The 23,691-nt window shown below is 69.7% G+C and carries 20 protein-coding genes; 8 read left to right on the forward strand and 12 right to left on the reverse strand.

What is annotated here, in order from left to right; all coding sequences use genetic code 11:
• Positions 1-222: 222 nt before the first annotated feature.
• The 3 genes from OG504_RS35200 to OG504_RS35210 all read left to right on the forward strand — a co-directional run bounded on the left by OG504_RS35200 (position 223) and on the right by OG504_RS35210 (position 3,312).
• Positions 223-708, forward strand: a complete 486-nt coding sequence (locus OG504_RS35200; protein WP_033285965.1) for a hypothetical protein — start codon at positions 223-225, stop codon at positions 706-708.
• A 183-nt stretch (positions 709-891) separates the two neighbouring features.
• The gene (locus OG504_RS35205) at positions 892-2,208 is read left to right on the forward strand and encodes a beta-xylosidase (RefSeq protein ID WP_405993401.1); all 1,317 of its coding nucleotides are present in this window, start codon (positions 892-894) and stop codon (positions 2,206-2,208) included.
• Between the two features lie 78 nt (positions 2,209-2,286).
• Positions 2,287-3,312 (forward strand): WxL protein peptidoglycan domain-containing protein, encoded by a 1,026-nt coding sequence (locus OG504_RS35210; RefSeq protein ID WP_405993402.1) that lies wholly within the window; start codon positions 2,287-2,289, stop codon positions 3,310-3,312.
• On the opposite strand, the gene OG504_RS35215 is transcribed toward OG504_RS35210, so the two are convergent.
• Positions 3,206-3,544, reverse strand: a complete 339-nt coding sequence (locus OG504_RS35215) for a P-II family nitrogen regulator (protein ID WP_200682139.1) — start codon at positions 3,542-3,544, stop codon at positions 3,206-3,208. The genes OG504_RS35210 and OG504_RS35215 overlap by 107 nt on opposite strands.
• Positions 3,541-4,878: an ammonium transporter gene (locus tag OG504_RS35220; protein WP_405993403.1), complete on the reverse strand. Its 1,338-nt coding sequence runs from the start codon at positions 4,876-4,878 to the stop codon at positions 3,541-3,543. The genes OG504_RS35215 and OG504_RS35220 overlap by 4 nt, the downstream gene beginning before the upstream one ends.
• Before the next feature lie 174 nt (positions 4,879-5,052).
• Between OG504_RS35220 and era the strand changes: the two genes are divergently transcribed.
• Entirely contained in the window at positions 5,053-6,012 is a 960-nt protein-coding gene (gene era, locus OG504_RS35225; protein WP_405993404.1) for a GTPase Era, read from the forward strand.
• 222 nt (positions 6,013-6,234) lie between these two features.
• Here era and OG504_RS35230 read toward each other — a convergent pair whose 3' ends face one another.
• On the reverse strand, positions 6,235-7,113 hold the full coding sequence (locus tag OG504_RS35230) for a helix-turn-helix transcriptional regulator (protein WP_405993405.1): 879 nt from the start codon (positions 7,111-7,113) through the stop codon (positions 6,235-6,237).
• A gap of 131 nt (positions 7,114-7,244) precedes the next feature.
• Between OG504_RS35230 and OG504_RS35235 the strand changes: the two genes are divergently transcribed.
• A complete protein-coding gene (locus tag OG504_RS35235) occupies positions 7,245-8,099 on the forward strand; it encodes an NAD-dependent epimerase/dehydratase family protein (protein WP_405996515.1) in 855 nt (284 codons plus the stop codon).
• An 18-nt stretch (positions 8,100-8,117) separates the two neighbouring features.
• Here OG504_RS35235 and OG504_RS35240 read toward each other — a convergent pair whose 3' ends face one another.
• From OG504_RS35240 to OG504_RS35255, 4 genes are all read right to left on the reverse strand, one after another.
• On the reverse strand, positions 8,118-9,413 hold the full coding sequence (locus OG504_RS35240; RefSeq protein ID WP_405993406.1) for an MFS transporter: 1,296 nt from the start codon (positions 9,411-9,413) through the stop codon (positions 8,118-8,120).
• On the reverse strand, positions 9,410-10,735 hold the full coding sequence (locus OG504_RS35245; RefSeq protein WP_405993407.1) for a GH1 family beta-glucosidase: 1,326 nt from the start codon (positions 10,733-10,735) through the stop codon (positions 9,410-9,412). Before OG504_RS35245 ends, OG504_RS35240 begins: the two co-directional genes overlap by 4 nt.
• A 70-nt stretch (positions 10,736-10,805) precedes the next feature.
• Entirely contained in the window at positions 10,806-11,072 is a 267-nt protein-coding gene (locus tag OG504_RS35250) for a protealysin inhibitor emfourin (protein ID WP_405993408.1), read from the reverse strand.
• Between the two features lie 47 nt (positions 11,073-11,119).
• A complete protein-coding gene (locus tag OG504_RS35255; protein WP_405993409.1) occupies positions 11,120-12,187 on the reverse strand; it encodes a M4 family metallopeptidase in 1,068 nt (355 codons plus the stop codon).
• Positions 12,188-12,489: 302 nt separating this feature from the next.
• On the opposite strand from OG504_RS35255, the gene leuA reads away from it, so the two are divergent.
• From leuA to OG504_RS35270, 3 genes are all read left to right on the forward strand, one after another.
• Positions 12,490-14,229 (forward strand): 2-isopropylmalate synthase, encoded by a 1,740-nt coding sequence (leuA, locus tag OG504_RS35260; protein ID WP_405993410.1) that lies wholly within the window; start codon positions 12,490-12,492, stop codon positions 14,227-14,229.
• Between the two features lie 196 nt (positions 14,230-14,425).
• Entirely contained in the window at positions 14,426-15,130 is a 705-nt protein-coding gene (locus OG504_RS35265; protein ID WP_033285974.1) for a TerB family tellurite resistance protein, read from the forward strand.
• Positions 15,131-15,427: 297 nt separating this feature from the next.
• Positions 15,428-16,624 carry an exo-alpha-sialidase gene (locus OG504_RS35270; RefSeq protein ID WP_405993411.1) on the forward strand — a complete coding sequence of 399 codons (1,197 nt, stop codon included), beginning with the start codon at positions 15,428-15,430 and terminating at the stop codon, positions 16,622-16,624.
• 74 nt (positions 16,625-16,698) lie between these two features.
• Here the strand turns inward: OG504_RS35270 and OG504_RS35275 are convergent, their stop codons facing one another.
• The 5 genes from OG504_RS35275 to OG504_RS35295 all read right to left on the reverse strand — a co-directional run bounded on the left by OG504_RS35275 (position 16,699) and on the right by OG504_RS35295 (position 23,584).
• Complete coding sequence (locus OG504_RS35275; protein ID WP_405993412.1) at positions 16,699-17,754, reverse strand: dihydrodipicolinate synthase family protein; 1,056 nt, start codon at positions 17,752-17,754, stop codon at positions 16,699-16,701.
• Entirely contained in the window at positions 17,751-18,773 is a 1,023-nt protein-coding gene (locus OG504_RS35280; RefSeq protein ID WP_405993413.1) for an oligopeptide/dipeptide ABC transporter ATP-binding protein, read from the reverse strand. Before OG504_RS35280 ends, OG504_RS35275 begins: the two co-directional genes overlap by 4 nt.
• A 222-nt stretch (positions 18,774-18,995) precedes the next feature.
• A complete protein-coding gene (locus OG504_RS35285) occupies positions 18,996-20,972 on the reverse strand; it encodes a dipeptide/oligopeptide/nickel ABC transporter permease/ATP-binding protein (RefSeq protein ID WP_405993414.1) in 1,977 nt (658 codons plus the stop codon).
• The gene (locus OG504_RS35290; RefSeq protein ID WP_405993415.1) at positions 20,972-21,931 is read right to left on the reverse strand and encodes an ABC transporter permease; all 960 of its coding nucleotides are present in this window, start codon (positions 21,929-21,931) and stop codon (positions 20,972-20,974) included. Before OG504_RS35290 ends, OG504_RS35285 begins: the two co-directional genes overlap by 1 nt.
• 18 nt (positions 21,932-21,949) lie before the next feature.
• Positions 21,950-23,584, reverse strand: a complete 1,635-nt coding sequence (locus OG504_RS35295) for an ABC transporter substrate-binding protein (RefSeq protein WP_405993416.1) — start codon at positions 23,582-23,584, stop codon at positions 21,950-21,952.
• Between the last annotated feature and the right edge of the window lie 107 nt (positions 23,585-23,691).

Consider the following 23,691-nt stretch of genomic DNA (forward strand, 5'->3'; position numbering starts at 1 on the left):
CGCTCCCCAGCAACTGACAGGAACCGTGTCCGGAATTAAGCCGTCCAGATTTCGCCCTTGCTCTTCCCCCGTCTCCCGCGCATCAATGGAACCGTAAGTTCCGACGGACCGTCAGATTCTCGCTCGCGTGGCGCACCGCACCGCGTGCGTGAGGGGTTTCTGAGGTGGTTGTCCCGTCCGTCCCCACATGGCATTCCCAGACACGGGAAGGGAACCAGACCCATGAAAGGCAAGCTGAGAAGCAAGCGGATCGGTACCGGTGCGGCACTGGTGACGGGGGTCCTCGCGGCCGCCTCGCTGGCGTTCGCGCCCAGCGCGCTCGCCGTCACTCCCCAGACGGCGACGATCACCGCGGACTGCGGCATCTTCGGCGGAGGCGCGGCAACGCTCACCGCCACGCAGGACGGCACCGCGGCCACGGTCACCATCACCTCCTCCATCACGGCGCCGCTCGCCCTGTCGCAGGACTCCATCTCCTCCACCTTCACGTTCGAGAACGCGAGCGGTGGCACCACCGTCTTCAGCGGCACGAAGAACCCGGCCATGGCGACCGGCGACGCCGTCACCGTCGGTCCGCTCGACGGGACCGTGGCCTCAGGTGACAGCCTGGAGGCGTACGGCGGCTCGCTGCAGATGACGATCTTCGGGATCGCCGTCACGTGCACGGCCACCGGGCCGCAGTCACCGGGTCCGTTCGTGTTCGACTGAGAAGTCGCCTGAGAATTCCCCCCACGGGCTCAACTGGGCCGTCAGTTGCCGCTGTTGCGGGAACTGACGGCCCATCAGTTTATTTCACCGTGTCCATTGACTTCTCACGCGATCCCCACATCAATGCCCCCTGTGGGCGCGGACGAGCCGCTGTGCCCACCGTCCTCAGGAGGGGGCACAGCCATGGCTACGACATTCCGAAGACGCCGTTGGGCGTCGTTGCTCGGGGTGACCGCGCTCGCGGTCGCCACGGGCGGTGCGCTGGCCTGTCCGGCCGGTGCGTCCACGAACGTGGACTTCGCCACGCACTGCATCCCGCCGGCGGTCGCGGGCATCCCGCCGATCGACGGCACCACGACCGCCGCGATCACGGTGGACAACACCGCGCCGAAGGTCGGCGACACCGTCACCGTGACGTACACGGTGGTCAAGCCCGCCGCCAGCAACCCGACCGCGATCGCCCTGCCGGCCGACATCATGACGCCCACCGGGAAGGTCACCCTCGGCGGTGCCCAGACCGGCAGTGTCACGGTGGCCGGGCCCAAGAAGAACGACCCGGTGCCCGGCAACGGCGCCTTCCCGTCGTTCTCCATGACCGGCACCTTCACGGTCACCACCCCGGGCGCGATCACCCTCTCGCCCGGCGACTACAACATCCACACCAGCTACATCCTGGAGCTGGACACCCCCTGCACGGTGACGAACCCGCCGGCGCCGGTCTCCGAGACCGTCACCGCGACCGCCACCACCCCGGTCAACACCCGCGCGATCAGCCTGGGTTCGGCCTCCGGGAACGCCGGTGACAGCGTCACCGTGACCGGCAGCAACTTCACCCCGGGTGCCACCGTGACCCTGGCCGGGCGGTCCGGAACCGCCCAGACCGCGGACACGGCGACCGTCACGGCCGGCAGCAGCGGCACGATCAGTGGTTCTCTCGTCGTCAATGACAAGACGACCACCGGGGTCGTGGCCTACGAAGGCAGTGCGTGGAGCACGGATCTCGGCGCGGGCCCCGCCGCCTACGTCGTCAACGACACCACGCCCGTTCCGCCGGGGAGTCAGAAGCTGACGACCACCGTCAAGGCGGGCACGCTGTCCATGGCGCAGGCCGGGGACGCCGTGGGCCTCTCCGCCGTCGACTTCGGCAAGGGCGGTGCCTCCACGGGTGCCCTCAACACGGTGACGGTCCAGGACTTCCGCGGCGGACCCGCGGGCTGGTCCCTGACCGGCAAGGTCACCGACTTCACCGGTCCCGGCGCCAAGATCGATGCCGGGGCGCTGAGTTGGACACCCGCCTGCGTCACCAAGGCGGGCAGCCCGAGCACCTGCGCGGCCGGTTCGGCGGGCACGGTGGGCAGTTCGGGAGCGACGCTAGCGTCCACGCCCGACGGCACGCTCACCGGCGGCCAGTTCACCGTCGACGCCGGACTCTCCCTGAACGTACCGGCGTTCACGCCTCCGGGCTCGTACTCCGGCGTGCTCACGCTGACGCTCACCTGACCGTCCGCCTCACCTCCGGTGGCCGGGCGCCCGCACCCGCCCGACCGCCACACACCACGTCCGTGGGGGTCCGCACCCATGCGCAAGCTGTACGTCCTCCTCCTGAGCCTCTGCCTCGGCCTCTGCTTCGGGATGCTCGCCGCGCCCTCCACCTACGCGGCGGACAACGGCAGTTGGTCCGTCTACCCGGCCGCCTCGCAGGTCGCCGCGCGGCCCTACTTCTATCTCTCCGCCGACCCCGGCCAGACCATCCAGGACAAGGTGGTCGTCGCCAACAAGACGGCGAAGCCGCTCACTTTCCGGCTGTACGCGGCCGATGCCTACAACACCGCGCGTGACGGCGGGTTCGCCGTGCGGACCGTGACGGAGACGATGCGCGGGGTGGGGGCCTGGGCGAAGCCCGCCAAGTCGCGGGTAACTGTCCCCGCCCACAAGACAGTTACCGTGCCGTTCACCCTGCACGTGCCCGAAGGCGCCGAACCGGGCGACCACCCGGGCGCGTTGGTCGCCCTCGACGAACGCGTCGACAAGGGCGACGGCTCCCTCGCCCTCGGCGTGCAGCGGGCCGTCGGCGCCCGCGTCTACCTCCGGGTCAGCGGACCGACGCTGCCCGCACTCGCCGTGGAACATGTGCAGGTGTCCCATCACCAGCCGCTGGTACCGGGGTTGGGGGACAGTGACGCCACGATCTCCTACACGCTGCACAACACCGGGAATGTCACCCTCGATCCGAAGGTGACGCTCAAGGCGCAGGGGTTGTTCGGTCGTACGTTGCTGACGCGCGGACTGACCAAGATCCCCGCCGAGTTGCTGCCGGGGCAGCGCGTGAAGCTGAGCGAGCCGTGGAAGGGGTCGCCCCAACTCGACTGGGGGGACATCACGTTGACCGCGAGCGCGCCGGGCACGAAGCAGTCGGCGAGCGCGTCGTTCTTCGCGCTGCCGTGGCTCGCGGCGGTGCTGCTGCTCGCGGTCGGGTTCGTCGGGGGAGTGCTGGCGGTCAGAGCGCGTCGGGGCCGCGTTCGCCCGTCCGAACCCGTACGACCGTCTCGACCGGGATCGACCACACCTTCCCGTCCCCGATCTTCCCCGTCTGCGCGGCCTTGACGATCGCGTCGATCACGGCGTCCGAGTCCGCGTCGTCGACGACGACCTCGATCCGCACCTTGGGCACGAGGTCGACGCGGTATTCGGCGCCGCGGTACACCTCGGTGTGGCCGCGCTGCCGGCCGTAGCCGCTGGCCTCGGTGACGGTCAGGCCGTGCACGCCGAGCTCCTGGAGCGCCGTCTTGACCTCGTCGAGGCGGTACGGCTTGACGATCGCGGTGATGAGCTTCATGCCTGGGAGTTGACCTTCTGAGCGGAGGAGGCGGAGGTGAGGGACGTGCCGACCGGGGCTCCGTGGCCCAGGACGCCGTGATCGTATGCGGTCTCGGCGTGCACCGTAAGGTCCAGCCCGGTCCGCTCCTCCTCCTCGCTCGCGCGCAGCCCCATCAACCGGTCGAGCAGCTTCCCGATGCCGTACGTCACGAGGAACGCGTACGCCCCTACGGCGACCACGGCCACCAGCTGCCTGCCGAGCTGGGCGAGCCCGCCGCCGTAGAGGAGGCCGTCCGTCTTCCCGGTCAGTTCGGCGGTGGCGAAGACGCCGATCAGGAGGGTGCCGATGATGCCGCCGACCAGGTGGACGCCGACGACGTCGAGGGAGTCGTCGTAGTTCAGCCTGAACTTCCAGCCGACCGCGTACGAGCAGACGGCACCGGCGGCGAGGCCCACGACCAGCGCGCCGAGGAGGGAGACCGAGCCGCAGGACGGGGTGATCGCGACCAGGCCCGCGACCGCGCCCGAGGCGGCGCCCAGGGTGGTGGGGTGGCCGTCGCGCTTCTGCTCGACGAAGAGCCAGCCGAGCAGGCCGGTGCAGCCGGCGGTGAGGGTGTTGAGGAAGGCCACGGCGGCGAGGCCGTTGGCGCCGAGCGCGGAGCCCGCGTTGAAGCCGAACCAGCCGAACCAGAGCAGGCCCGCGCCCAGCATCACCATGGGGAGGTTGTGCGGGCGCATGGCGTCCTTCTTGAAGCCGAGGCGGGGGCCGACCACCAGGCACAGGGCCAGACCGGAGGCGCCGGACGTGATCTCGACCGGAAGGCCGCCCGCGAAGTCGAGCGCGCCGAGGCGCGCCGCGATCCAGCCGCCCGGGCCCCAGACCCAGTGCGCGACGGGAACGTATACGAGCAGTGCCCAGACGGGTACGAAGACCAGCCAGGCCCCGAACCGGACCCGGTCCGCGACCGCGCCGCTGATCAGCGCGGCCGTGATGATCGCGAAGGTGAGCTGGAAGGTGGCGAAGAGGAGGGTGGGGACCGTGCCGTGGACGGCGTTCGGGCCGAGGCCGGACATGCCCGCGTGGGTGAGATTGCCGATCAGGCCGCCGCCGATGTCGTCGCCGAACGCGAGTGAATAACCGGCGGCCAGCCACACCACCGTGACCAGGGCGATGGACACGAAGCTCATCATCAGCATGTTGAGGACGCTCTTCGTGCGGACCATGCCGCCGTAGAACAGGGCCAGGCCCGGGGTCATCAGCAGGACGAGGGCGGTGGCGGCGAGCAGCCAGGCGGTGTCGCCGGTGTCGATGTGTGCGGCGGATCCGGCGGCTTCGGTGACGGAGAGGGGCACGGTCGTCTCCAACGGTGTGGGGGCTCGTCAGAGGGTCACCGGCTCGGGTTTCCGGTTGTGCACGGGGGTGTTTCCGTGACGTTTCGTTGCGGCAGGGTTTCCGAAAGCTCACCGTGAGGGGCGGGGGTGGACTGTTGTGCGGCGGGAGCTTGTGGATCAGGGACAATGGGCGCCATGAGCGTTCGTACCCCGTCATCCAAGCCGCCCGCGTCGTCGGAGGCCCCCCACCGCGCAGGCTTCGCCTGCTTCGTGGGCCGCCCCAACGCGGGCAAGTCCACCCTTACGAATGCTCTGGTCGGCCAGAAGGTGGCGATCACCGCCAACCAGCCGCAGACCACGCGGCACACGGTGCGCGGCATCGTCCATCGGCCGGACGCGCAGCTGATCCTGGTGGACACGCCTGGGCTGCACAAGCCGCGCACGTTGCTCGGGCAGCGGCTGAACGACATCGTCCGGACGACGTGGGCCGAGGTCGACGTCATCGGGTTCTGCCTCCCGGCGAACGAGAAGCTCGGCCCGGGTGACCGTTTCATCGCGAAGGAACTCGCGTCCATCAAGAAGACGCCGAAGATCGCGATCGTCACGAAGACCGACCTGGTCGACTCGAAGACCCTTGCCGAGCAGTTGATCGCCATCGATCAGCTCGGTAAGGAGCTGGGGTTCGAGTGGGCGGAGATCGTGCCGGTGTCGGCGGTCGCGGGCCAGCAGGTGGATCTGCTTGCCGATCTGCTGATTCCGCTGCTGCCGGAGGGGCCTGCCCTCTACCCCGAGGGCGACCTCACCGATGAGCCCGAGCAGGTCATGATCGCGGAGTTGATCCGGGAGGCCGCGCTGGAGGGGGTCCGGGACGAGTTGCCGCACTCCATCGCCGTCGTGGTCGAGGAGATGCTGCCTCGCGAGGACCGGCCTGCCGACAAGCCGCTCCTCGACATCCACGCGTTCGTCTACATCGAGCGGCCCAGCCAGAAGGGCATCATCATCGGGCCGAAGGGCGCGCGGCTGAAGCAGGTCGGTATCAAGTCGCGTAAGCAGATTGAGGCGTTGCTCGGTACGCCGGTCTTCTTGGACCTGCATGTGAAGGTGGCCAAGGACTGGCAGCGGGATCCTCGGCAGTTGCGGAAGCTCGGCTTCTAGAGGGGGAGTTGGGGGTTCTGAGGACCTTTTCTCGCCCCCGCCGCCCCTACCCGTCCCATCCTTCCGGGGCTCCGCCCCAGGCCCCGCTCCTCAAACGCCGGAGGGGCTGGGCTTTCGCCGGGCGGGCTTGATCTTTCAGCGTGTTGTTCTCTTCAGCCCGTCCAGCCTTTCAGCGCAGGCCGGCATTATTCAGCCCGTCCGGCGTTTGAGGACGAGGCCCCTTCAGGGCCGATGGGGGTCCGGGGGCGGAGCCCCCGGGGAGGCCGGGGTCAGGTCCTGGAGGCCTATCACCCGCAGCAACTGCAGGCGTTCGTACGACTCCGTGCCGGGGCGGGCCGTGTGGATGATCAGCAGATGGTGGGCGTCCTGGTTCAGGAGGATCTCGCAGTCCAACTCCAGTAGGCCTACCAGCGGGTGGCGGAACCGCTTCGTGGACTGACGCCGTACCGCCACCTCGTGTTCCTCCCACAGCCGCGCGAACTCCTCGCTGGACGACCGGAGTTCGGCCACCAGCGCGGCCGGCTCGGGGTCGTCGGGGCGGGCCGCGGCCACTGCCCGCAGGTTCGCCACATGGGTGCGCGCGTGTTCCGGTACGTCCTCCGGGGGAAACATCTCCCGTGCCGTCGGGTTCAGGAAGAAACGGCGGAGCAGGTTGCGGTCCTGGGGCGGGCGGGCGGACACGTCGCCCGTCAGAGCCCGCGACATCGCGTTCTGGGCGATCATCTCGCCGCAGTCGCTCGACACGTGGGCCGGGGTGTCGTGCAGCCGGTCCAGGACCAGGAGAAGACCCGGCCGAAGGTGCGTGGACGTAGCGCCCCGGCGCGGCGGTTCCTCGCCGGTCAGGTGGAACAGGTGGTCGCGTTCGTCGTCCGTCAGGCGTAGCGCCCGGGCCAGCGCCGTCAGCATCTGGCGGGACGGATGCGGGCCGCGGGACTGCTCAAGCCGCGTGTAGTAGTCCACGGACATCCCGGCCAGCTGGGCCACCTCCTCGCGGCGCAGGCCCGGCGTACGGCGGCGGGGGCCGGCTGTGAGGCCCACGTCGGCGGGGTCCAGGCGGGCCCGGCCGCGGCGCAGGAAGTCGGCGAGTTCGGCTCGGTTCACGCTTCCAGGGTGCGGCAGTCCGCCCGGCTTATCCAGGGACTGCCGATCCCCTGACCGGAAGGTCTCTCCCGGCATCGGCCCGCCTGCCCAAAGCTGGTCGGAGACGAGAACCGGGACAAGAGGAGCACATGATGTTGACACTGGTGACAGGCTCCACAGGCCAGGTCGGACGCCGCTTCGTACCGAGGCTGCTGGCGCAGGCAAGGCCGGACGAGCGGGTGCGCGTGCTGGTGCGGGACGCGGCCCGCGGCGAGCGATTCGCCGACCTGGGCGCGGAGGTCGTACTCGGAGATCTACGGGACGAGGACGCCCTCGGCAAGGCGGTCGCCGGCGTCGACGCGGTCGTGAACGTCGCCGCGTCCTTCCGTGGCGTACCGGACGAGGAGGCCTGGGCCGTCAACCACGCGGCGGCGGTCGCCCTGGGACAGGCGGCACTCGCCTCCGGCGTACGGCGCTTCGTCCAGGTCAGTACGGGGCTCGTGTACGGCACCGGGCGGGGCCGCCCCATGACCGAGGAGGACGAGAGCCGTCCCGGCGGCCACATGTGGGGCGCCTACCCCGACGCGAAGGCGACGGCGGAACGGGAGTTGTTCGCCCTGGACGGCATGGACATCCGCGTAGCCCGACTCCCCTTCGTCTACGGCGAAGGCGACCCGCACCTCGCCAACTCCCTCCGATGGGCGGCACATTGGGCTTCGAACCAACGCCTCCACATGGGCCACCACGCGGACGTCGCCCAGGGCCTCCTCCGCATCCTGCACGCCCCGGGAATCGCCGGCCGGATCTACAACATCGCCGACGACGCCCCGGTCACCGCGGTCGAACTCCACCTGCTCAACGGCGTCGAGATCCCCGCCGAACTCCACGAACGCACCGACCCCGACCCGTGGGCGGGCATCATGTCCACCGAGCGGATCCGCCGCGAGCTGGGCTACCGCCCGCTGTTCCCGACGGCATGGTCGGCACGGGACGCGGGCGTGCTCTGACCCTGCCCCCGCGCCTGTTCAGTCCACCCCGCGAATCCGCCGAACCAACAACGCCCCCGCCATCCCGATCACCGCGGACACCAGATACAGCACCCGGTACCCGCCCAGATACGTCACGATCGGCGCGGCGAGGGCGGGGGCCGCGACCTGCGGCAGCGCGTTCGCCACGTTGATCACGCCGAGGTCCTTGCCGCGGTCCAGGGCCTTCGGGAGCACGTCCGTCATCAGGGCGAAGTCGACCGACGTGAAGACGCCGAAGCCGATGCCCAGGACCGCCGCCGCGACGACCGCGCCCGGCCAGGTCTGCCAGCCCGCGAGGACCGCCGTCGCCACCGCCATCAGCACGCCGGACCAGATCACGAACGGCTTGCGGCGGCCGACGCGGTCCGACCAGACCCCGCCGACCACGACCGTGGCCAGCAGCGTCAGGCCGTTCACCGCCGTGAGGATCAGGACGCCCTGGTCGGGGTCGTGGTAGTGCAGGCGGTCCCGCAGGTAGTACAGGAGGTACAGCAGCACCAGCGCGTTGCTCAGGTTGATCAGGAAGCGGGTCAGCCACGCCCAGCCCAGGTCGGGGTAGCGGCGCGGGCTCAGCCAGAAGCCCCGCACGAAGCCCCGCCAGGACCACACCGGCCGTGCCGTGGGCGGGAGTTGGAGATCCTTGTGGCGGAGCACGTACGGCAGCACGCCCACCGCCGTGAACACCGCGCACGCCACGTAGCCCGCCCCGATGCCCCCGGCCGCCGTCGCCAGACCCGTACCGCCCACCACGCCCAGGATCTGCGCGGCTCCCAACCAGCCGCCCACAGAACCCCGTTGGAGCCTCGGCACCCGGTCCGGCACGGCCGCCGTGACCGCCGCGAAGGCCGCGTTCAGGGTGAGCTGGACCAGGCACCAGCCGGCCGCCATCGTCCACACCCCGCCCGCACCCGCGAGCAGCAGCAACGACAGCGCCCCGCCCGCGGCCCCGCCCACGATCCACGGCGTACGGCGCCCCCACCGCGCCGTCGTACGGTCGGACAGCGCGCCGAAGAGCGGATTGGCGACCAGTGACACCAGCGCGCCCGCGCCCGTCACCCAGGCCAGCATCGTCTCCTTGGACATGCCGGTGCCGGGCGCGAAGTCCTTCGCCTGTGACGCCAGCAGGATCTGCAGCGGGCCGTACCAGCCCACCCAGATCGCCCCGTTGGCGAGCGAGAGCGCGGACGTCCAGCCCCGGCCCACGCGTTCGACGGGTTCGGCCAGGGCGAGGGCCGAAGTGGCCGTGGCGGGAGCCGGGTTGCCGTCGTCCACTGAACTCCCCGTCGTCGTCATCTCTGCGCCCGCAGCATGCCCTGGAACCAGCCGTACGACGCCTTCGGAGTCCGCGCCTGTGTCCCGTAGTCCACGTGTACGAGGCCGAAGCGGCGCTCGTAGCCCTCCGCCCACTCGAAGTTGTCCAGCAGCGACCACACGAAGTACCCGCGGACGTCCACACCTGCCTCCAACGCCCCGTGCAGCGCCCGGACATGGCCGTCGAGGTAGGCGATGCGGTCCTGGTCGTCGATGCCGTCGTAGGAGCAGCCGTTCTCGGTGATGACGACGGGTGGGAGGCGGTCGCCGTAGCGGTCGCGGAAGGTGGTGAGGAGTTCCGTGAGGCCCTCGGGGACCACCGGCCAGCCGAAGTCCGTCACCGGGACGTTCTCGATCTCCCTTACGGAGAAGGGGAGTTCGGCGGGGAGCGTGAGGCCGCCGAACTCGATCTCCGCGCCCTGGGGTGCCCCGACCCGGCTCGGCGCGTAGTAGTTGATCCCGTACCAGTCGATCGGCTCGGCGATCACCTTCAGGTCGGACTCGACGTCGCCCGGCATCAACTCGCCCAGCCCGGACGGGTATTCGCCCAGCAGCAGGGGGTCGGCGAACAGGCGGTTCAGCAGGAGGTCGTAGAAGTTCGCCGCCTCGATGTCCTCCGGCTCCTGTGACGCCGGCCAGGTCGGGCCGTGGGAGTTGGCGATCCCGATGTCGGTGGCGCCGGCCGCGCGCAGGGCCCGTACCGCCAGCCCGTGGGCCAGGAGTTGGTGGTGGGCGACCGGCAGCGCGTCGAACAGGAGAGTCTTGCCGGGGGCGTGGGCGCCCAGCGCGTGGCCCAACAGGGTATGTTCCGCAGGCTCGTTGAGGGTGATCCACTTCTTCACGCGGTCGCCCAGGCGGTCGGCGACGACCGACACGTACTCCGCGAAGTGGGACGCCGTGTCCCTCTGCAACCAGTCCTGCGTCACCGGGAGATCCCAGTGGAACAGGGTCGGGACCGGCCGTACGCCCGCCGCGCACAGGTCGTCGACGAGGCGGTCGTAGAAGTCGAGGCCGCCGGGGGAGTTCACCCGCGGCCAGGAGATCGAGAAGCGGTACGCGTCCACGCCCAGGTCGGCCAGGAAGGCCACGTCCTCGCGGTGGCGGTGGTAGTGGTCGCAGGCCACCGCCGCCGTCGAGCCGTCCTTGATCCGGCCCGGCTCGGCCTCGAACCGGTCCCAGACGGACGGTTCGCGTTCGTCCGCCGCACCCTCGATCTGGTGGGCCGAAGTCGAGACGCCCCAGAGGAATCCGGCCGGGAACCGAGGTATCGGGTTGCCTGCATCAATCGCCATGCGCCGGATCATCGGTACCGGCGGTAACGGGTGTCAACGGGCGGGCGTGAACAAGCAGTTACGCCCGCCCGAGGACATCAGCTCACGCGCCTTCCTTCAACACCCGTGAGATCAGCTCCCGTTGATCGTCGGTGAGCCGGGGGTCGGCCGTGTGCACCGTCTTTCCGTCCACCGTGATCTCGTAGTGGAAGCCGTCCGGGACCCCTGTCGTGGGGGTGCTGTGCCCGGCGGCGACCGCCCGTTCGGCCAGCGCGTGCCACTCATGGGCGTCGGGCCGCGTCGAGGTGTCGACCTCGCCGCGGCGCTGGATACCGCCGAAACCGCCCGTGCGCCGTACTTGAATACGCATGGTCCCTGTCTAGTACGGATCGGGTGCGGTGACGAGGCGAGGAATCCCTAGGTGGTGGGCACTCCGACCTGCTCCCATGCCTTCGTCACGGCCTGCAACTCCTCGCCGCCGTCCCCGAACCGCGTCTTCGCGGCGGCCACCGTGAGCTTGGCGAAGTCCGCGAACAGGGCGTCCTTCTTCAGCTCGCCGCCGGTCAGGACGTCGTACCAGATCTGGCCGGCCTTCTCCCAGGCGTGCCCGCCGATCGCGTCGGCGACCAGGTAGAAGGCGTGGTTGGGGATGCCGGAGTTGATGTGCACGCCGCCGTTGTCGCTGCCCGTGTTGACGAAGTCGTCCATCGTCGCGGGCTGCGGGTCCTTGCCGAGGGCGTCGTCGTCGTAGGCCGTGCCCGGGGCCTTCATCGAGCGCAGGGCGACGCCGGAGACGCGCGGGGCGAGGAGGCCGGCGCCGATCAGCCAGTCGGCGTCGGCGGCGGTCTGGCCGAGCGTGTACTGCTTGATGAGCGAGCCGAAGACGTCGGAGATCGACTCGTTCAGGGCGCCGGACTGGCCGAAGTAGGTCAGGTTCGCGCTGTACTGCGTGACGCCGTGGGTGAGTTCGTGGCCGATGACGTCGACCGGGATGGTGAAGTCGAGGAACAGCTCGCCGTCGCCGTCGCCGAACACCATCTGCTCGCCGTTCCAGAACGCGTTGTCGTACTTCACGTCGTAGTGGACGGACGCGTTGAGCGGCAGGCCCTGGCCGTCGATGGAGTGGCGGTTGAAGGCGTTGAGGTACAGCTCGAAGGTGGCGCCGAGCCCGGCGAAGGCGCGGTTGACGGTGGCGTCCTTGCCGGGGTCGGAGCCCTCGGCGCGCACCTTCTTCCCCGGCAGGTCCTGCTTGTGCTTCGCGTCGTAGATCGTCCGCTGCGGCTTGTCGGACACGGCCGGCGCGGCGAGGGTCGGGGCGCCGATGACCGTGGTCAGCCGACGGTGGGTGCGCTCGTAGGCGTCGCGCTCCAGGGTCTCGCGGGCGGGACCGGCGAGCGCGGGGTCCTCGTGCTGGGCGAGCTTGTCGAGGACGTGCGGTGGGACGATCGTGCAGAAGACGGGCTCGAAGCCCCCGTGAGTCGTCATGGTCGGCACCCTGGCACCGAGTGACGCGGATGTCACTACCGGCAACCTTGATTGGTGGAAAACGCGGACATTCATCACAGTCTCGTAGCGGAGAGTGGTATACGACGGCGAATATCCCGCATAGTGATACGGCCCCCCGCGCGGCGTACGACTCGGCTAGCATGCTTCGCATCATGCGTATCGGGCTGCTTCTCCTTAGCTGCCGCGGCGAGGGCCTGTAGTCGTAGGCCGACCCCCTCCCCGCGGAGTCTGGCGTTGCGCCGTCGGCCGTCCTTCAGGACACCACGAGGAGCCCCCGCATCATGGCAACCAGCCACAGCCGTGCCAATCGCCAGCAGCCCAGTTCCATGCCGATCCACAAGTACGGCCAGTACGAGCAGGTCGACATCCCCGACCGCACCTGGCCCTCGCAGCGGATCACCGCAGCCCCCCGCTGGCTCTCCACGGACCTGCGTGACGGGAACCAGGCCCTGATCGACCCCATGTCACCGGCGCGCAAGCGCGCGATGTTCGACCTGCTGGTCAAGATGGGCTACAAGGAGATCGAGGTCGGCTTCCCGGCCTCGGGACAGACCGACTTCGACTTCGTGCGCTCGATCGTCGAAGAAGAGGGCGCGATCCCGGACGACGTCACGATCTCCGTGCTGACGCAGGCCCGCGAGGACCTGATCGAGCGGACCGTGGAGTCCCTGAAGGGCGCCAAGCGCGCCACCCTGCACCTCTACAACGCGACCGCGCCCGTCTTCCGCCGCGTGGTCTTCCGCGGCTCCAAGGACGACATCAAGCAGATCGCCGTCGACGGCACCCGCCTGGTGATGGAGTACGCCGAGAAGCTGCTGGGCCCCGAGACCGAGTTCGGGTACCAGTACTCGCCGGAGATCTTCACGGACACCGAGCTGGACTTCGCGCTGGAGGTCTGCGAGGCGGTCATGGACGTCTGGCAGCCCGGCCCGGACCGCGAGATCATCCTCAACCTGCCTGCCACCGTTGAGCGTTCGACCCCGTCGACGCACGCGGACCGCTTCGAGTGGATGGGCCGCCACCTGTCCCGCCGCGAGCACGTGGTGCTGTCGATCCACCCGCACAACGACCGCGGTACGGCCGTCGCCGCCGCCGAACTGGCGCTGATGGCCGGCGCCGACCGCGTCGAGGGCTGCCTGTTCGGCCAGGGCGAGCGCACCGGCAACGTCGACCTGGTCACCCTGGGCATGAACCTGTTCTCGCAGGGCGTCGACCCGCAGATCGACTTCTCCGACATCGACGAGATCCGTCGTACGTGGGAGTACTGCAACCAGATGGAGGTCCACCCGCGCCACCCGTACGTGGGCGACCTGGTCTACACGTCCTTCTCCGGCTCCCATCAGGACGCCATCAAGAAGGGCTTCGACGCGATGGAGGCCGACGCGGCCGCCAAGGGCGTCACGGTCGACGACATCGAGTGGGCGGTCCCGTACCTGCCGATCGACCCGAAGGACGTGGGCCGGTCGTACGAGGCCGTGATCCGGGTCAACTCGCAGTCGGGCAAGGGCGGTATCGCGTACGTCCTGAAGAACGACCACAAGCTGGACCTGCCGCGCCGGATGCAGATCGAGTTCTCCAAGCTCATTCAGGCCAAGACGGACGCCGAGGGCGGCGAGGTCACCCCGAAGCAGATCTGGGCGACCTTCGAGGACGAGTACCTGCCGAACCCGGACAACGCCTGGGGCCGTATCCAGGTGAAGAACGGCCAGTCGACCACCGACACCGACGGCGTGGACACGCTCAAGGTCGAGGCCACCGTCGACGGTGTCGACACCGTCCTGACGGGCACCGGCAACGGCCCGATCTCCGCGTTCTTCGACGCCCTGGGCTCCGTCGGCATCGACGTACGGCTCCTGGACTACCAGGAGCACACGATGAGCGAGGGCGCCTCCGCGCAGGCCGCGTCGTACATCGAGTGCGCGATCGACGACAAGATCCTGTGGGGAATCGGCATTGACGCGAATACGACACGTGCGTCCCTGAAGGCGGTCGTCTCGGCCGTCAACCGCGCTACCCGCTGAACCATCCTGACCGGCGGTTTACCCGTCGTCGAAGGGCCCCGTACGCCGGTCTCCGGCGGCCGGGGCCCCGTCGTTTCCCGGCCATTCCATGTGCAGGTCACGGAGAGGTCTCGTCCGGGGTACTGACTCCGGCTCGACAATGTGGCTAACATCACGCCAGCGCGGCGATGTTGCCGCGGCGTTACGGAGGTGCGACGTGCTGCCTGAACGGGGACGAGACGGCCGAGTTGTCCATGAGGGACGAGCGGCGCGCGTGCTGGGCATCCGTACCGCGTGGACCAGCGTCGGAGACGGCGAGTTCTTCTGCCCCGGATGCGGGGGCGACCGCAACTACCAGCGGCTCACCGGGCGCCGCCGCTTCACCCTGCTCGGCATGCCGGTGCTGCCGCGCGGTGACACCGGCCCGGTCGTCGAGTGCGCGGCCTGCCAGGGCCACTACGGCACCGACGTCCTCGACCACCCCACCACGAGCCGCTTCTCCGCGATGCTCCGCGACGCCGTCCACACGGTCGCCCTCGCGGTCCTCGCGGCGGGCGGCAGCTGCGCCCGTACGTCCCTGGAGGCCGCCGCGGGCACCGTGCGCGCCGCCGGCTTCCAGGAGTGCACAGAGGAACAGCTCGGCGCCCTCGTCGAGGCCCTGGCCGCCGACACGGGCCGCGTCTTCGGCGAACCCAGCGGCGCGGGCCTCGCCATAGAACTCCACGAGGCCCTCGATCCGCTCGCCCCCCACCTCGCCCCCGCGGGCCGCGAATCGATCCTCCTCCAGGGCGCCCGCATCGCCCTCGCCGACGGCCCCTACACCCCGGCGGAACGCGACGCCCTGGCCACGGTGGGCGCCGCCCTCACCATCTGCTCGGACGACGTGACCCGGCTGCTGGCGGCGGCGCGGACGCCGTCGTAGGCGGACCCGCTCCCTGGTCTTCCTCCATCGGCACGGACACTCGTCCGGCCGAACTCCTCGATGCGGTCCGCCGCGTGCCTCGCCGCGCGGGAACGTCGGGTGATCGTTGTGAAAGACGCACGTCAGGCGTGTCATGGGCGAGTTGGGGCGTGGTGGCCGAGACAGGTGGTGTCGGTGGCGTGCGCGTCGTGGGGCGCGCGTCCGGGCCGGTGACACCGGGGAGGCTGTGACGGACAGACAGGTCGGCGTCGTTCCGCGAGGGCGACCTCCGTGAGGCGACCTCCATGAGGGAGAGCGATGACCATCCTGAGCCGCACGTTGCTCGTAGCAGCCGTCCTGGTCGCTCCGATCACCTTCGCCGCGAACGCCTCCGCGCGCTCCGGCTGCACGTCGTCCGTGCCGTACGTCTCCGGAGACGGCGGCTACGACACCTACCGCATCCCGGCGACCGTCGTCACCGACCAGGGCACCGTCCTCGCCTTCGCCGAGGGACGCCACAACAGCGCGGGCGACACCGGGCACATCGACGTCGTCCTCCGGCGCTCCGCCGACGGCGGCTGCACCTGGGGTCCGATGGCGGTGGTGGCCGCGGGGGACGGGGACACCCGGGGCAACCCGGCGCCCGTCGTCGACCCGCGCACCGGTGCGATCGTGCTGGTCACCTCCTACAACAGCGGGGTCGTCACCGAGGGCCAGATCATGCGGGGTGAGGTCACGGCAGAGCAGAGCCGCCGGGTGTTCGTGCAGCGGAGCTGGGACGACGGCCGTACCTTCACCGCGCCCCGGGACATCACGGGGGAGGTGAAGCTGCCGAGTTGGCGGTGGTACGCGACGGGTCCCGGTCACGCGGTCGCGCTGACGCGGGGCGCGCATGCGGGCCGCCTGGTCATCCCGGCCAACCACTCCGCCGCGCCGGCCGCCGGGTCGAGTGACACCGGTCAGGAGGCGAGGTACTACGGCGGGCACGACCTGTACAGCGACGACGGAGGTGAGACGTGGCGGCTGGGGTTCGTGGACTCCACGTACGACGGGGTCGACAACGCGAACGAGTCGTCGGCGGCCGAACTTCCCGACGGGCGGCTGTACTTCAGCGCTCGTGATCAGTTGGGGACGAGTGCGGGGAATCGGCTCGACACGTACTCCAGTGACGGGGGCGTGAGCCTTGACCGGCCGTACACCGTGCAGCACACGTTGGATGACGTGCCTGTGGTGGAGGGGAGTGTTCTTCAACTGCCGGGCGAGGGGGCTCCGTTGTTGTTCTCGGCACCGTCCGTCCCCAATGTGCGGGAGGGGATGGCGGTTTGGCGGAGTTCGGATGGCGGGGGGAGTTTTGTGAAGGCGGTCACGTTGTCGGGGGAGTGGGCGGGGTATTCGGATCTGGTGGGTGTGGGTGGGGGGACGGTTGGGGTGCTTTATGAGACGGGGGTGGTGAGTGCGTACGACACGATCGAGTTCCGGCGGGTGAGCGTGGCTGAGCTGGGTGGTGGGGGGTGACCGTCCCTGGGGGCGGAGCCCCCAGGGGTTCACCTTTCAACCCACCGTAAACGGGTGGGTGGGTGGGAAACCCGTTACAGCAACCCCGCCCCCGCCAGGAACTTCCCCACCCGCTCCACCTCGTCCGCGGACAACCCCACCTGAGGCTCCGCAGTCGCCGCACACTCGATCACCCCCCGCAAATACAGCGCGGCCTTGAACGCCCCCAGCGCAGACGAACTACCTCCCATCCGCGCCGGGTCACCAACCCCAACCAGCCCGAACAACGCACACAACCGCTCCTGTTCGGCACGGGCCCGCTCCCAGTCCCCGGCCCGGCACAACGCGTCCAGCCGGACATACCCGTGAGGATCGACGTTGGCGAGACCCGGCACCGCCCCGTCCGCCCCCAGCGCCAACGCCGAGTCGACGAACAGTTCGGACCCGGTGAGGACACTGAACCCGGTGATGTCCGGATGGACACGCGCGCCGGTGACGACCGTACGAAACCCCCCGAGGTCCCCGCTGGAGTCCTTGAGCCCGGCCAGAACCCCCTCGGCGGCGAGTTCGAGGACGAGGTCGGACGGCAACTTCGTATGGACGGAGGCGGGAAGGTCGTAGGCCACCACGGGAACCGACGACGCGGCGGCGATCAGGCGATAGTGGCGGGCGATCTCGGCGGGATGGGTGCGCGTGTAGAAGGGCGCGGTCACCACGACCGCGTCCGCACCCGCGTCCGTCACGGCGGCCACATGGTCCAGCACCCGAGGCGTCGTCATGTCGATCGCCCCTGCCAGTACAGGGAGTTGACCCCCGACATGAGCCACCACCGCCTCCACCACATACCTCCGCTGCCGGTCCGTCAGATACGCCGCCTCCGACGTCGACCCCAGCAGAAACAGCCCGTGCACCCCCGCCTCGACCAGGTGGTCGACAAGCCTGAGGAGGGAACGGACGTCCACCTCGCGGTCCGGTGTCAGGGGCGTGCAGACGGGCGGTACGACACCGGTCAGCTTTTTTTGATCGTTCGCCTCCGGGACGCTGAAAGCCGGTGTCGAGGGCGCGACCGTGCTCGGCCCTGCGGGCCTCCGCGCGCTCGCCCCCTCGACACCGGCGCGTCCCTGCGGCTCACTCGGGGCGGGGAGGGTCATGAAGGCTCCATGGGGCGGCTTTGGCGAACGAGGTCGCGGGTGGACAGGTCCTCCTCTACAGGATGGTGGCAACGGTAGAAATGTCCCGGTGTCGACGCGGCCGAGAAGTCCGGCATGACGGAAGCGCACACGTCGTCCGACTTCCAGCACCGCGTACGGAACGGGCAGCCGCTCGGCGGGCGCGTGGCCGACGGCACCGGGCCGATCAGCGGGATCGGGTCGATGGGGTGGAGGAGACCCGGGGTCGCCGAGAACAGGGCGCGGGTGTACGGGTGCCGGGCCCGGTCGGTGACCTGGTCGGCCGGGGTCTCCTCGACGATCCGGCCCAGGTACATGGTGATCACCCGGTCGCTCATCCGCCGTACCGTCTGGATGTCGTGGGACACGAACACCAGCGCCAGGCCCAGCCGTTCCTTCAGGTCCAGGAGGAGGTTGAGGATCTGGGCCCGGACCGACACGTCCAGCGCGCTGGTCGGTTCGTCGGCCACCACCAGGTCGGGGTCCAGCGCCAACGCCCGTGCGATCGCGACGCGTTGGCGCTGCCCGCCGGAGAGCTGTCCGGGCAGGCCGTCCGCCAGCGCGCGCGGAAGGCCTACCAGGGACATCAACTCCCTTACCCGGTCCTCCCGTTCGGGCTTCGTGCCGCGACCGTGCACGTCCAGCGGGTCCCGCAGTATCTGCCGGATCGTCAGCCGCCGGTTCAGCGCGGTCGACGGGTCCTGGAAGATCATGCCGATGCCGGTGCCCACCGCGGCCCGGCGTTCGCCGTCCGGCATCGACCACAGGTCCCGCCCCCGCAACGACACCGTCCCGGCCGTCGGCCGCTGCACGCCCACCAACACCTTCGCCAGCGTGGACTTCCCGCAGCCGGACTCGCCGACCACGCCGACCGTCTCACCGGGCGCGATGGTGAGGTCGGCGCCGGTCAGCGCGTAGACCCGATCGCGGCTGAACAGCCCACCGCTGCGCGCCTTGTGCACGACATGAGCCCCGACCAACTCGACCAGCACACCGCTCACTTGACCACCCTCCGACTCAACCACCGCGCTGCTCACTCGCCCGCCTCCCGCTCGACACCCGCACCCTTCACCCCGCCCCACCCCAACCCCCAAGGGGCGCGGGGAACTGCGCGACCAGCCCCCGCTCACCTGCACCCCGCACACAACCCGAACCACCCACCCCCAACCCGTCCCACAACCGACCCGCACCGCTCACTCGGCCCCCCTCGACCACCACCCCGCTCACGTGACCGCCCCCACCAGGTCGACCGCCGGATGGTGACACGCCGCCGTATGCGTACGCGGCCCGACCAGACCCGGCGCCGTCGTCCGGCAGAGATCGCTCGCCAACGGGCACCGGTCCGCGAACCGGCACCCCGCCGGGAAGTCCGCGGGGGAGGGGACGACCCCCTTGATCTGGGTCATCCGTTCGGCCGCCGACTCCAGGGACAGCACGCTGCCGAGCAGACCGCGCGTGTAGTGGTGCGCCGGTGACTCCACGAGGTCGGCGGTCACGCCTGTCTCCACGATCTGTCCGCCGTACATCACGACCACCCGGTCGGTGACGTCGGCGATGAGCGCGAGGTCGTGCGAGACGAGGATCAGCGCGAAGCCCAACTCCTCGCGCAGCCGTAGCAGTAGCTCTATGACCTGCGCCTGCACGGTGACGTCCAGGGCAGTCGTCGGTTCGTCGGCGACGATCAGCTTCGGGTCGCGGGACAACGCCATGGCGATCAGGACGCGTTGGCGCTGCCCACCGGAGAGTTCGTGCGGGTAGCTGCGCAGGGTGCGTTCCGGGTCGAGGCCGACCATCGTCAGCAACTCGCCCGCCCCGCGGTGCCCTCCGCGCCTTATGACCTGCTTGAGCTGGGCGCGGATCGTCATCGCCGGGTTCAGCGACGACAGCGCGTCCTGGTAGACCATCGCCATCTCGTGGCCCAGCAGCTTGCGGCGGATTCTCATCGGCTCGCCGACCAACTGCCGCTGGTTGAACCGGACATGGCCCCGAACCCGCGCACCTTTCGGCTCCAGCCCCATCACCGCGAGCGCCGTCAGCGACTTCCCGCAGCCCGACTCGCCCACCAGGCCGAGGACTTCACCCGGCTGCACCTCGAAGCTGATGCCGTCGACGATGTCCACGCCCTGGTGCCGGCCCTCGAAGCCGATCGCCAAGTTCTCGACCGCCAGGACCGGTTGGCCGTCCTGGTCGGGCAACGGCCGTGCCCGGGACCGGAGTCGTAGCGCCGCCTCCGTCAGGCCGGGGAGCGGGAGCACCTCGCCGCTTCCGGGCTCCGGCGCGTCGAGCGGGTCCTCGTCGGGCCGTACGTCCACCTCGCGCGCCGCCGGGGCCGCCCATGCGTCCGAGACGCCCTCGGACAGTATGTTCAGCGAGAGGACCGTGACCAGCATCAGCAGGCCGGGGAAGACCGTCGCCCACCAACCCCCGGTCAGCACCATGTTCTTGCCGTCCGCGATGACACTGCCCCAGGACGGGTCCGGGGGCCGGACGCCCGCGCCGATGAACGACAGCGACGCTTCGAAGACGATCGCCTCCGCCACCTGCACCGTGCAGAACACCAGGATCGGGGCGGCGCAGTTGACGGCCACGTGCTTGATGACGATGTGCGGTGTGCGGGCGCCGATCACCCGCTCGGCCGTCACATAGTCCTCGCCGTACTGGTCAAGTACGTTGGCCCGTACGACCCTTGCGACCGGCGGGGTGAACAGGAACGCGATCGCGCAGATCAGTACGGTGATCCCGCCGCCGAACACCGCGACCAGCACGGCCGCCAGCGCGATGCCGGGGAACGCCATCACCACGTCCAGGCAGCGCATCAGCGTCTCGTCGACGCCCTTGCGGGAGGTCGCGGCGACCGCGCCGATCAGCGCGCCGGCGACCAGGGCCAGCGCGGTCGCCCCGAGCCCGATCGCGAGGGACCAACGGGCGCCGTACATCAGCCTGCTGAGGATGTCCCGGCCCAGGCTGTCCTGGCCCATCCAGTGGCCGGCCGAGGGGTGCCCGGTGCCGTCGACGGGGAGCTGCTGGTCGAGCGGGTCGTCCGGCGCGAGGAGCGGGGCGAGCAGCGCGACGAGGACGACGACCGCCAGGAAGCACACCGCGACCTTCGACAGCAGCGGCAGCCGGCGCCAACCGCGCAGCCGGATGCCGGGCCGGGACAGGGTCTCGGCGAGGCCCTTGCGGGAGAACTGAGTGAACATCAGGAGGCATCCCTCAGGCGGGGGTTGACCAGCAGATAGAGGATGTCGATGACGAGGTTCACGACGACGAACCCGGTCGCCGTCGTGAGCACCACGCCCTGGACGACGGCCGGGTCGCCGTTCTGCACGGCGTCGATCATCAGCTTGCCCATCCCGGGGAGGGAGAAGATGGTCTCGATGACGACCGCACCGCCGAGCAGGTATCCGACGCGCAGGCCCAGCACGGTGAGTGGGTTCATGAGCGCGTTGCGGAGCACGTTCCGGCCGACCACGACCCGGGGTGGCAGGCCGCTGCCGATCGCCGTCCGGACGTAGTCCTTGTCCAGCTCCTCGACGACGGATGTCCTTACGATGCGCGTGAGTTGGGCCGCCACCGGGAGCGACAGCGCGAGCGCCGGGAGGGCCATCGTCTTGAGCCAGCCGGTGAGGGAGTCCGCCGGGTTGATGTAGCCGCCGGTCGGGAACCAGCCCTGGTCCACGGCCAGATACTGGATCATCAGCAGCGCCAGCCAGAAGCCGGGCGCGGCGACCCCGGTCAGCGACACGACCCGGATGATCTGGTCGGGCAGCCGGTCACGGTAGATGGCCGCCGTCACCCCGCCGAGCAGCGACAGCACCACCGCGATCACCAGCCCCAGGAAGGTGAGTTGGAGGGTGAGCGGCAGTGCGGTGGTGACCTGCTGGAGGACCGGTGCCCGGGTCAGCGCGCTGGTGCCCATGTCACCGTGCAGGAGTGCGCCCACGAAGTGGACGTAGCGCAGCGGCAGGGGATCGAGCAGGCCGTTCCGCTCGCGGAAGTCGTGCAGTTGCTGCGGGGTCGGGTTGGCGCCCTGGAAGAACGCGGACGCCGGGTCGACGTCCGAGAAGCGCATCACCACGAACACGAACAGCACGATGCCGAGCATCAGCGGAACGAGCAGGACGATCCGGCGGGCCAGAATCCGGAGGACGGTGACCATGGTCCAACTCCCGTGTAGCTAGACCCACTTGGCCTGGAGGACATTGATGCCGGGGTAGGGCTGCGCCCTTATCCCCGTCAGCTTCTTCGGGTCCCAGGCGGTCATCAGCTCGTTGTGGACGACCGGGTAGAGCACGGCCTGTTCGGCGACGGTGTCGATGTAGTCCTGGATCATCGTCTTCTTCTTCGCCGCGTCCGGTTCCCGGGTGGCCTGGTCCATGTCCCTGAAGAGCTGCTTGGCGACGGAGTTCCCGGCCCAACGGGCGTACCCCATCCAGAGGTTCTGCGGGCCGTAGTTGTAGTGCATGATCAGGTCCGCGTCGAGGCCGAACTGGTTGGGGTTGGAGGCGGCGGCGACCACCTGGTAGTCCTGCTTCTGGTCCATCTTGGTGAAGACGGCCGTGGTCTCCTGCGGGGAGAGGGTCGTCTTCACACCGATCGCGTCCCAGGACGCCTTGATGGTCGGCAGGCAGTCGACGATCCAACTCACGTTCACCGAGATGATGTTGATCTTCAGCCCGCTGACCCCGGCCGCCTTCAGCAGCGCCTTCGCCTTGTCGGGGTCGTAGTCGTAGACCGTCTTCGCGCGCCGGTAGGTCGGGTTGCCCTCGTTGAGGAACGACGAGGACGGCTTTCCGTGGCCCCGCAGGGCGACTTGGACCATCTTGCCGGTGTCGATCGCGTAATGCAGCGCCTGGCGCACCCGTACGTCGTCGAAGGGCTTGTGCTGGGTGTTGAACATCAGGAACAGGTTGTTCATCCCGGCCCCGCCCGAGACCGTCATCCCGCCGCTCTGGAGCCGCTGGATGTTGGCGTAGGGGATGTTGTCGGCGATCTGCGCGCCCGCGCTCGACCCGGAGATCTTGGCGACGCGCGGTGCCGCGTCGACGATCGTCAACCAGTTCATCGTCTTGAAGGCGGGCGGGCGCGGGCCGTTGTAGTCGGCGAACGCGGCGAAGGTCGTATTGGACTTGGGGTGGTGCGCGGTCTGTTTGTACGGCCCCGAGCCGACCGCTTTGCCCTTGATCGCGTCGTCCCAGGCACCCGGCTTCGAGAAGATGTGCTTCGGCATGATCTTCGCGAGGGTGAGCCGTGAAATCCCTTCCGGGAAGGGGAACTTGAGGACCAGCTCGACGTTCTGCGCGTCGATCTTCTTCACCTCCTTCAGCCAGCTGGCGAAGAAGCCCTGCGCGAGGGTCGCCGTCTTCGGGTCGAGGATGCGGTCGAAGACGAAGACGACGTCGTCGGCGGTGACCGGCTGCCCGTCGTGGAACTTGGCGCCCGCCCGCAGCATGAACTTCCACGAGGTGCCGCCGGTGTCCTTCGGCACGGCGGTCGCCAGCGCCGGGTAGGGCGCGCGGGTGATCGGGTCGGTGTCGATCAGCCCCTCGTAGATGTGGTTGTTGCCGGCCATGGCGAACGCCGACGCCGTCTGCGTCGGGTCCCAGCTGCCGTCGTTGCCGTAGCCGATCACCGCGGTCAGCGTCCGGTTCTTGCCGGTGCCCCCGCCGCCGGTGTCGTTCGTCGACTGCGGCCCCGACGAACAGGCCGTCAGGGACGAGGAGATCGCGGCCGCCGCGCCCAGCGCGCCGGAGTACTTCAGGAACGCCCGGCGGTGCAGCGCGGGCACGTTCTGGGTCACGTCTTCGCGCATGGTTACTCCAGGAGGTACGACGTCCTACGTCCTGCGGTCAGCGCGACCATAAGAGCGGCCGTGGGGGCGGTCAAGGCATCGCACACGAATGGCGTAGCCGTCAGAGG

The sequence above is a fragment of the Streptomyces sp. NBC_00986 genome (assembly GCF_045162565.1).
Classification (GTDB): Bacteria; Actinomycetota; Actinomycetes; order Streptomycetales; family Streptomycetaceae; genus Streptomyces.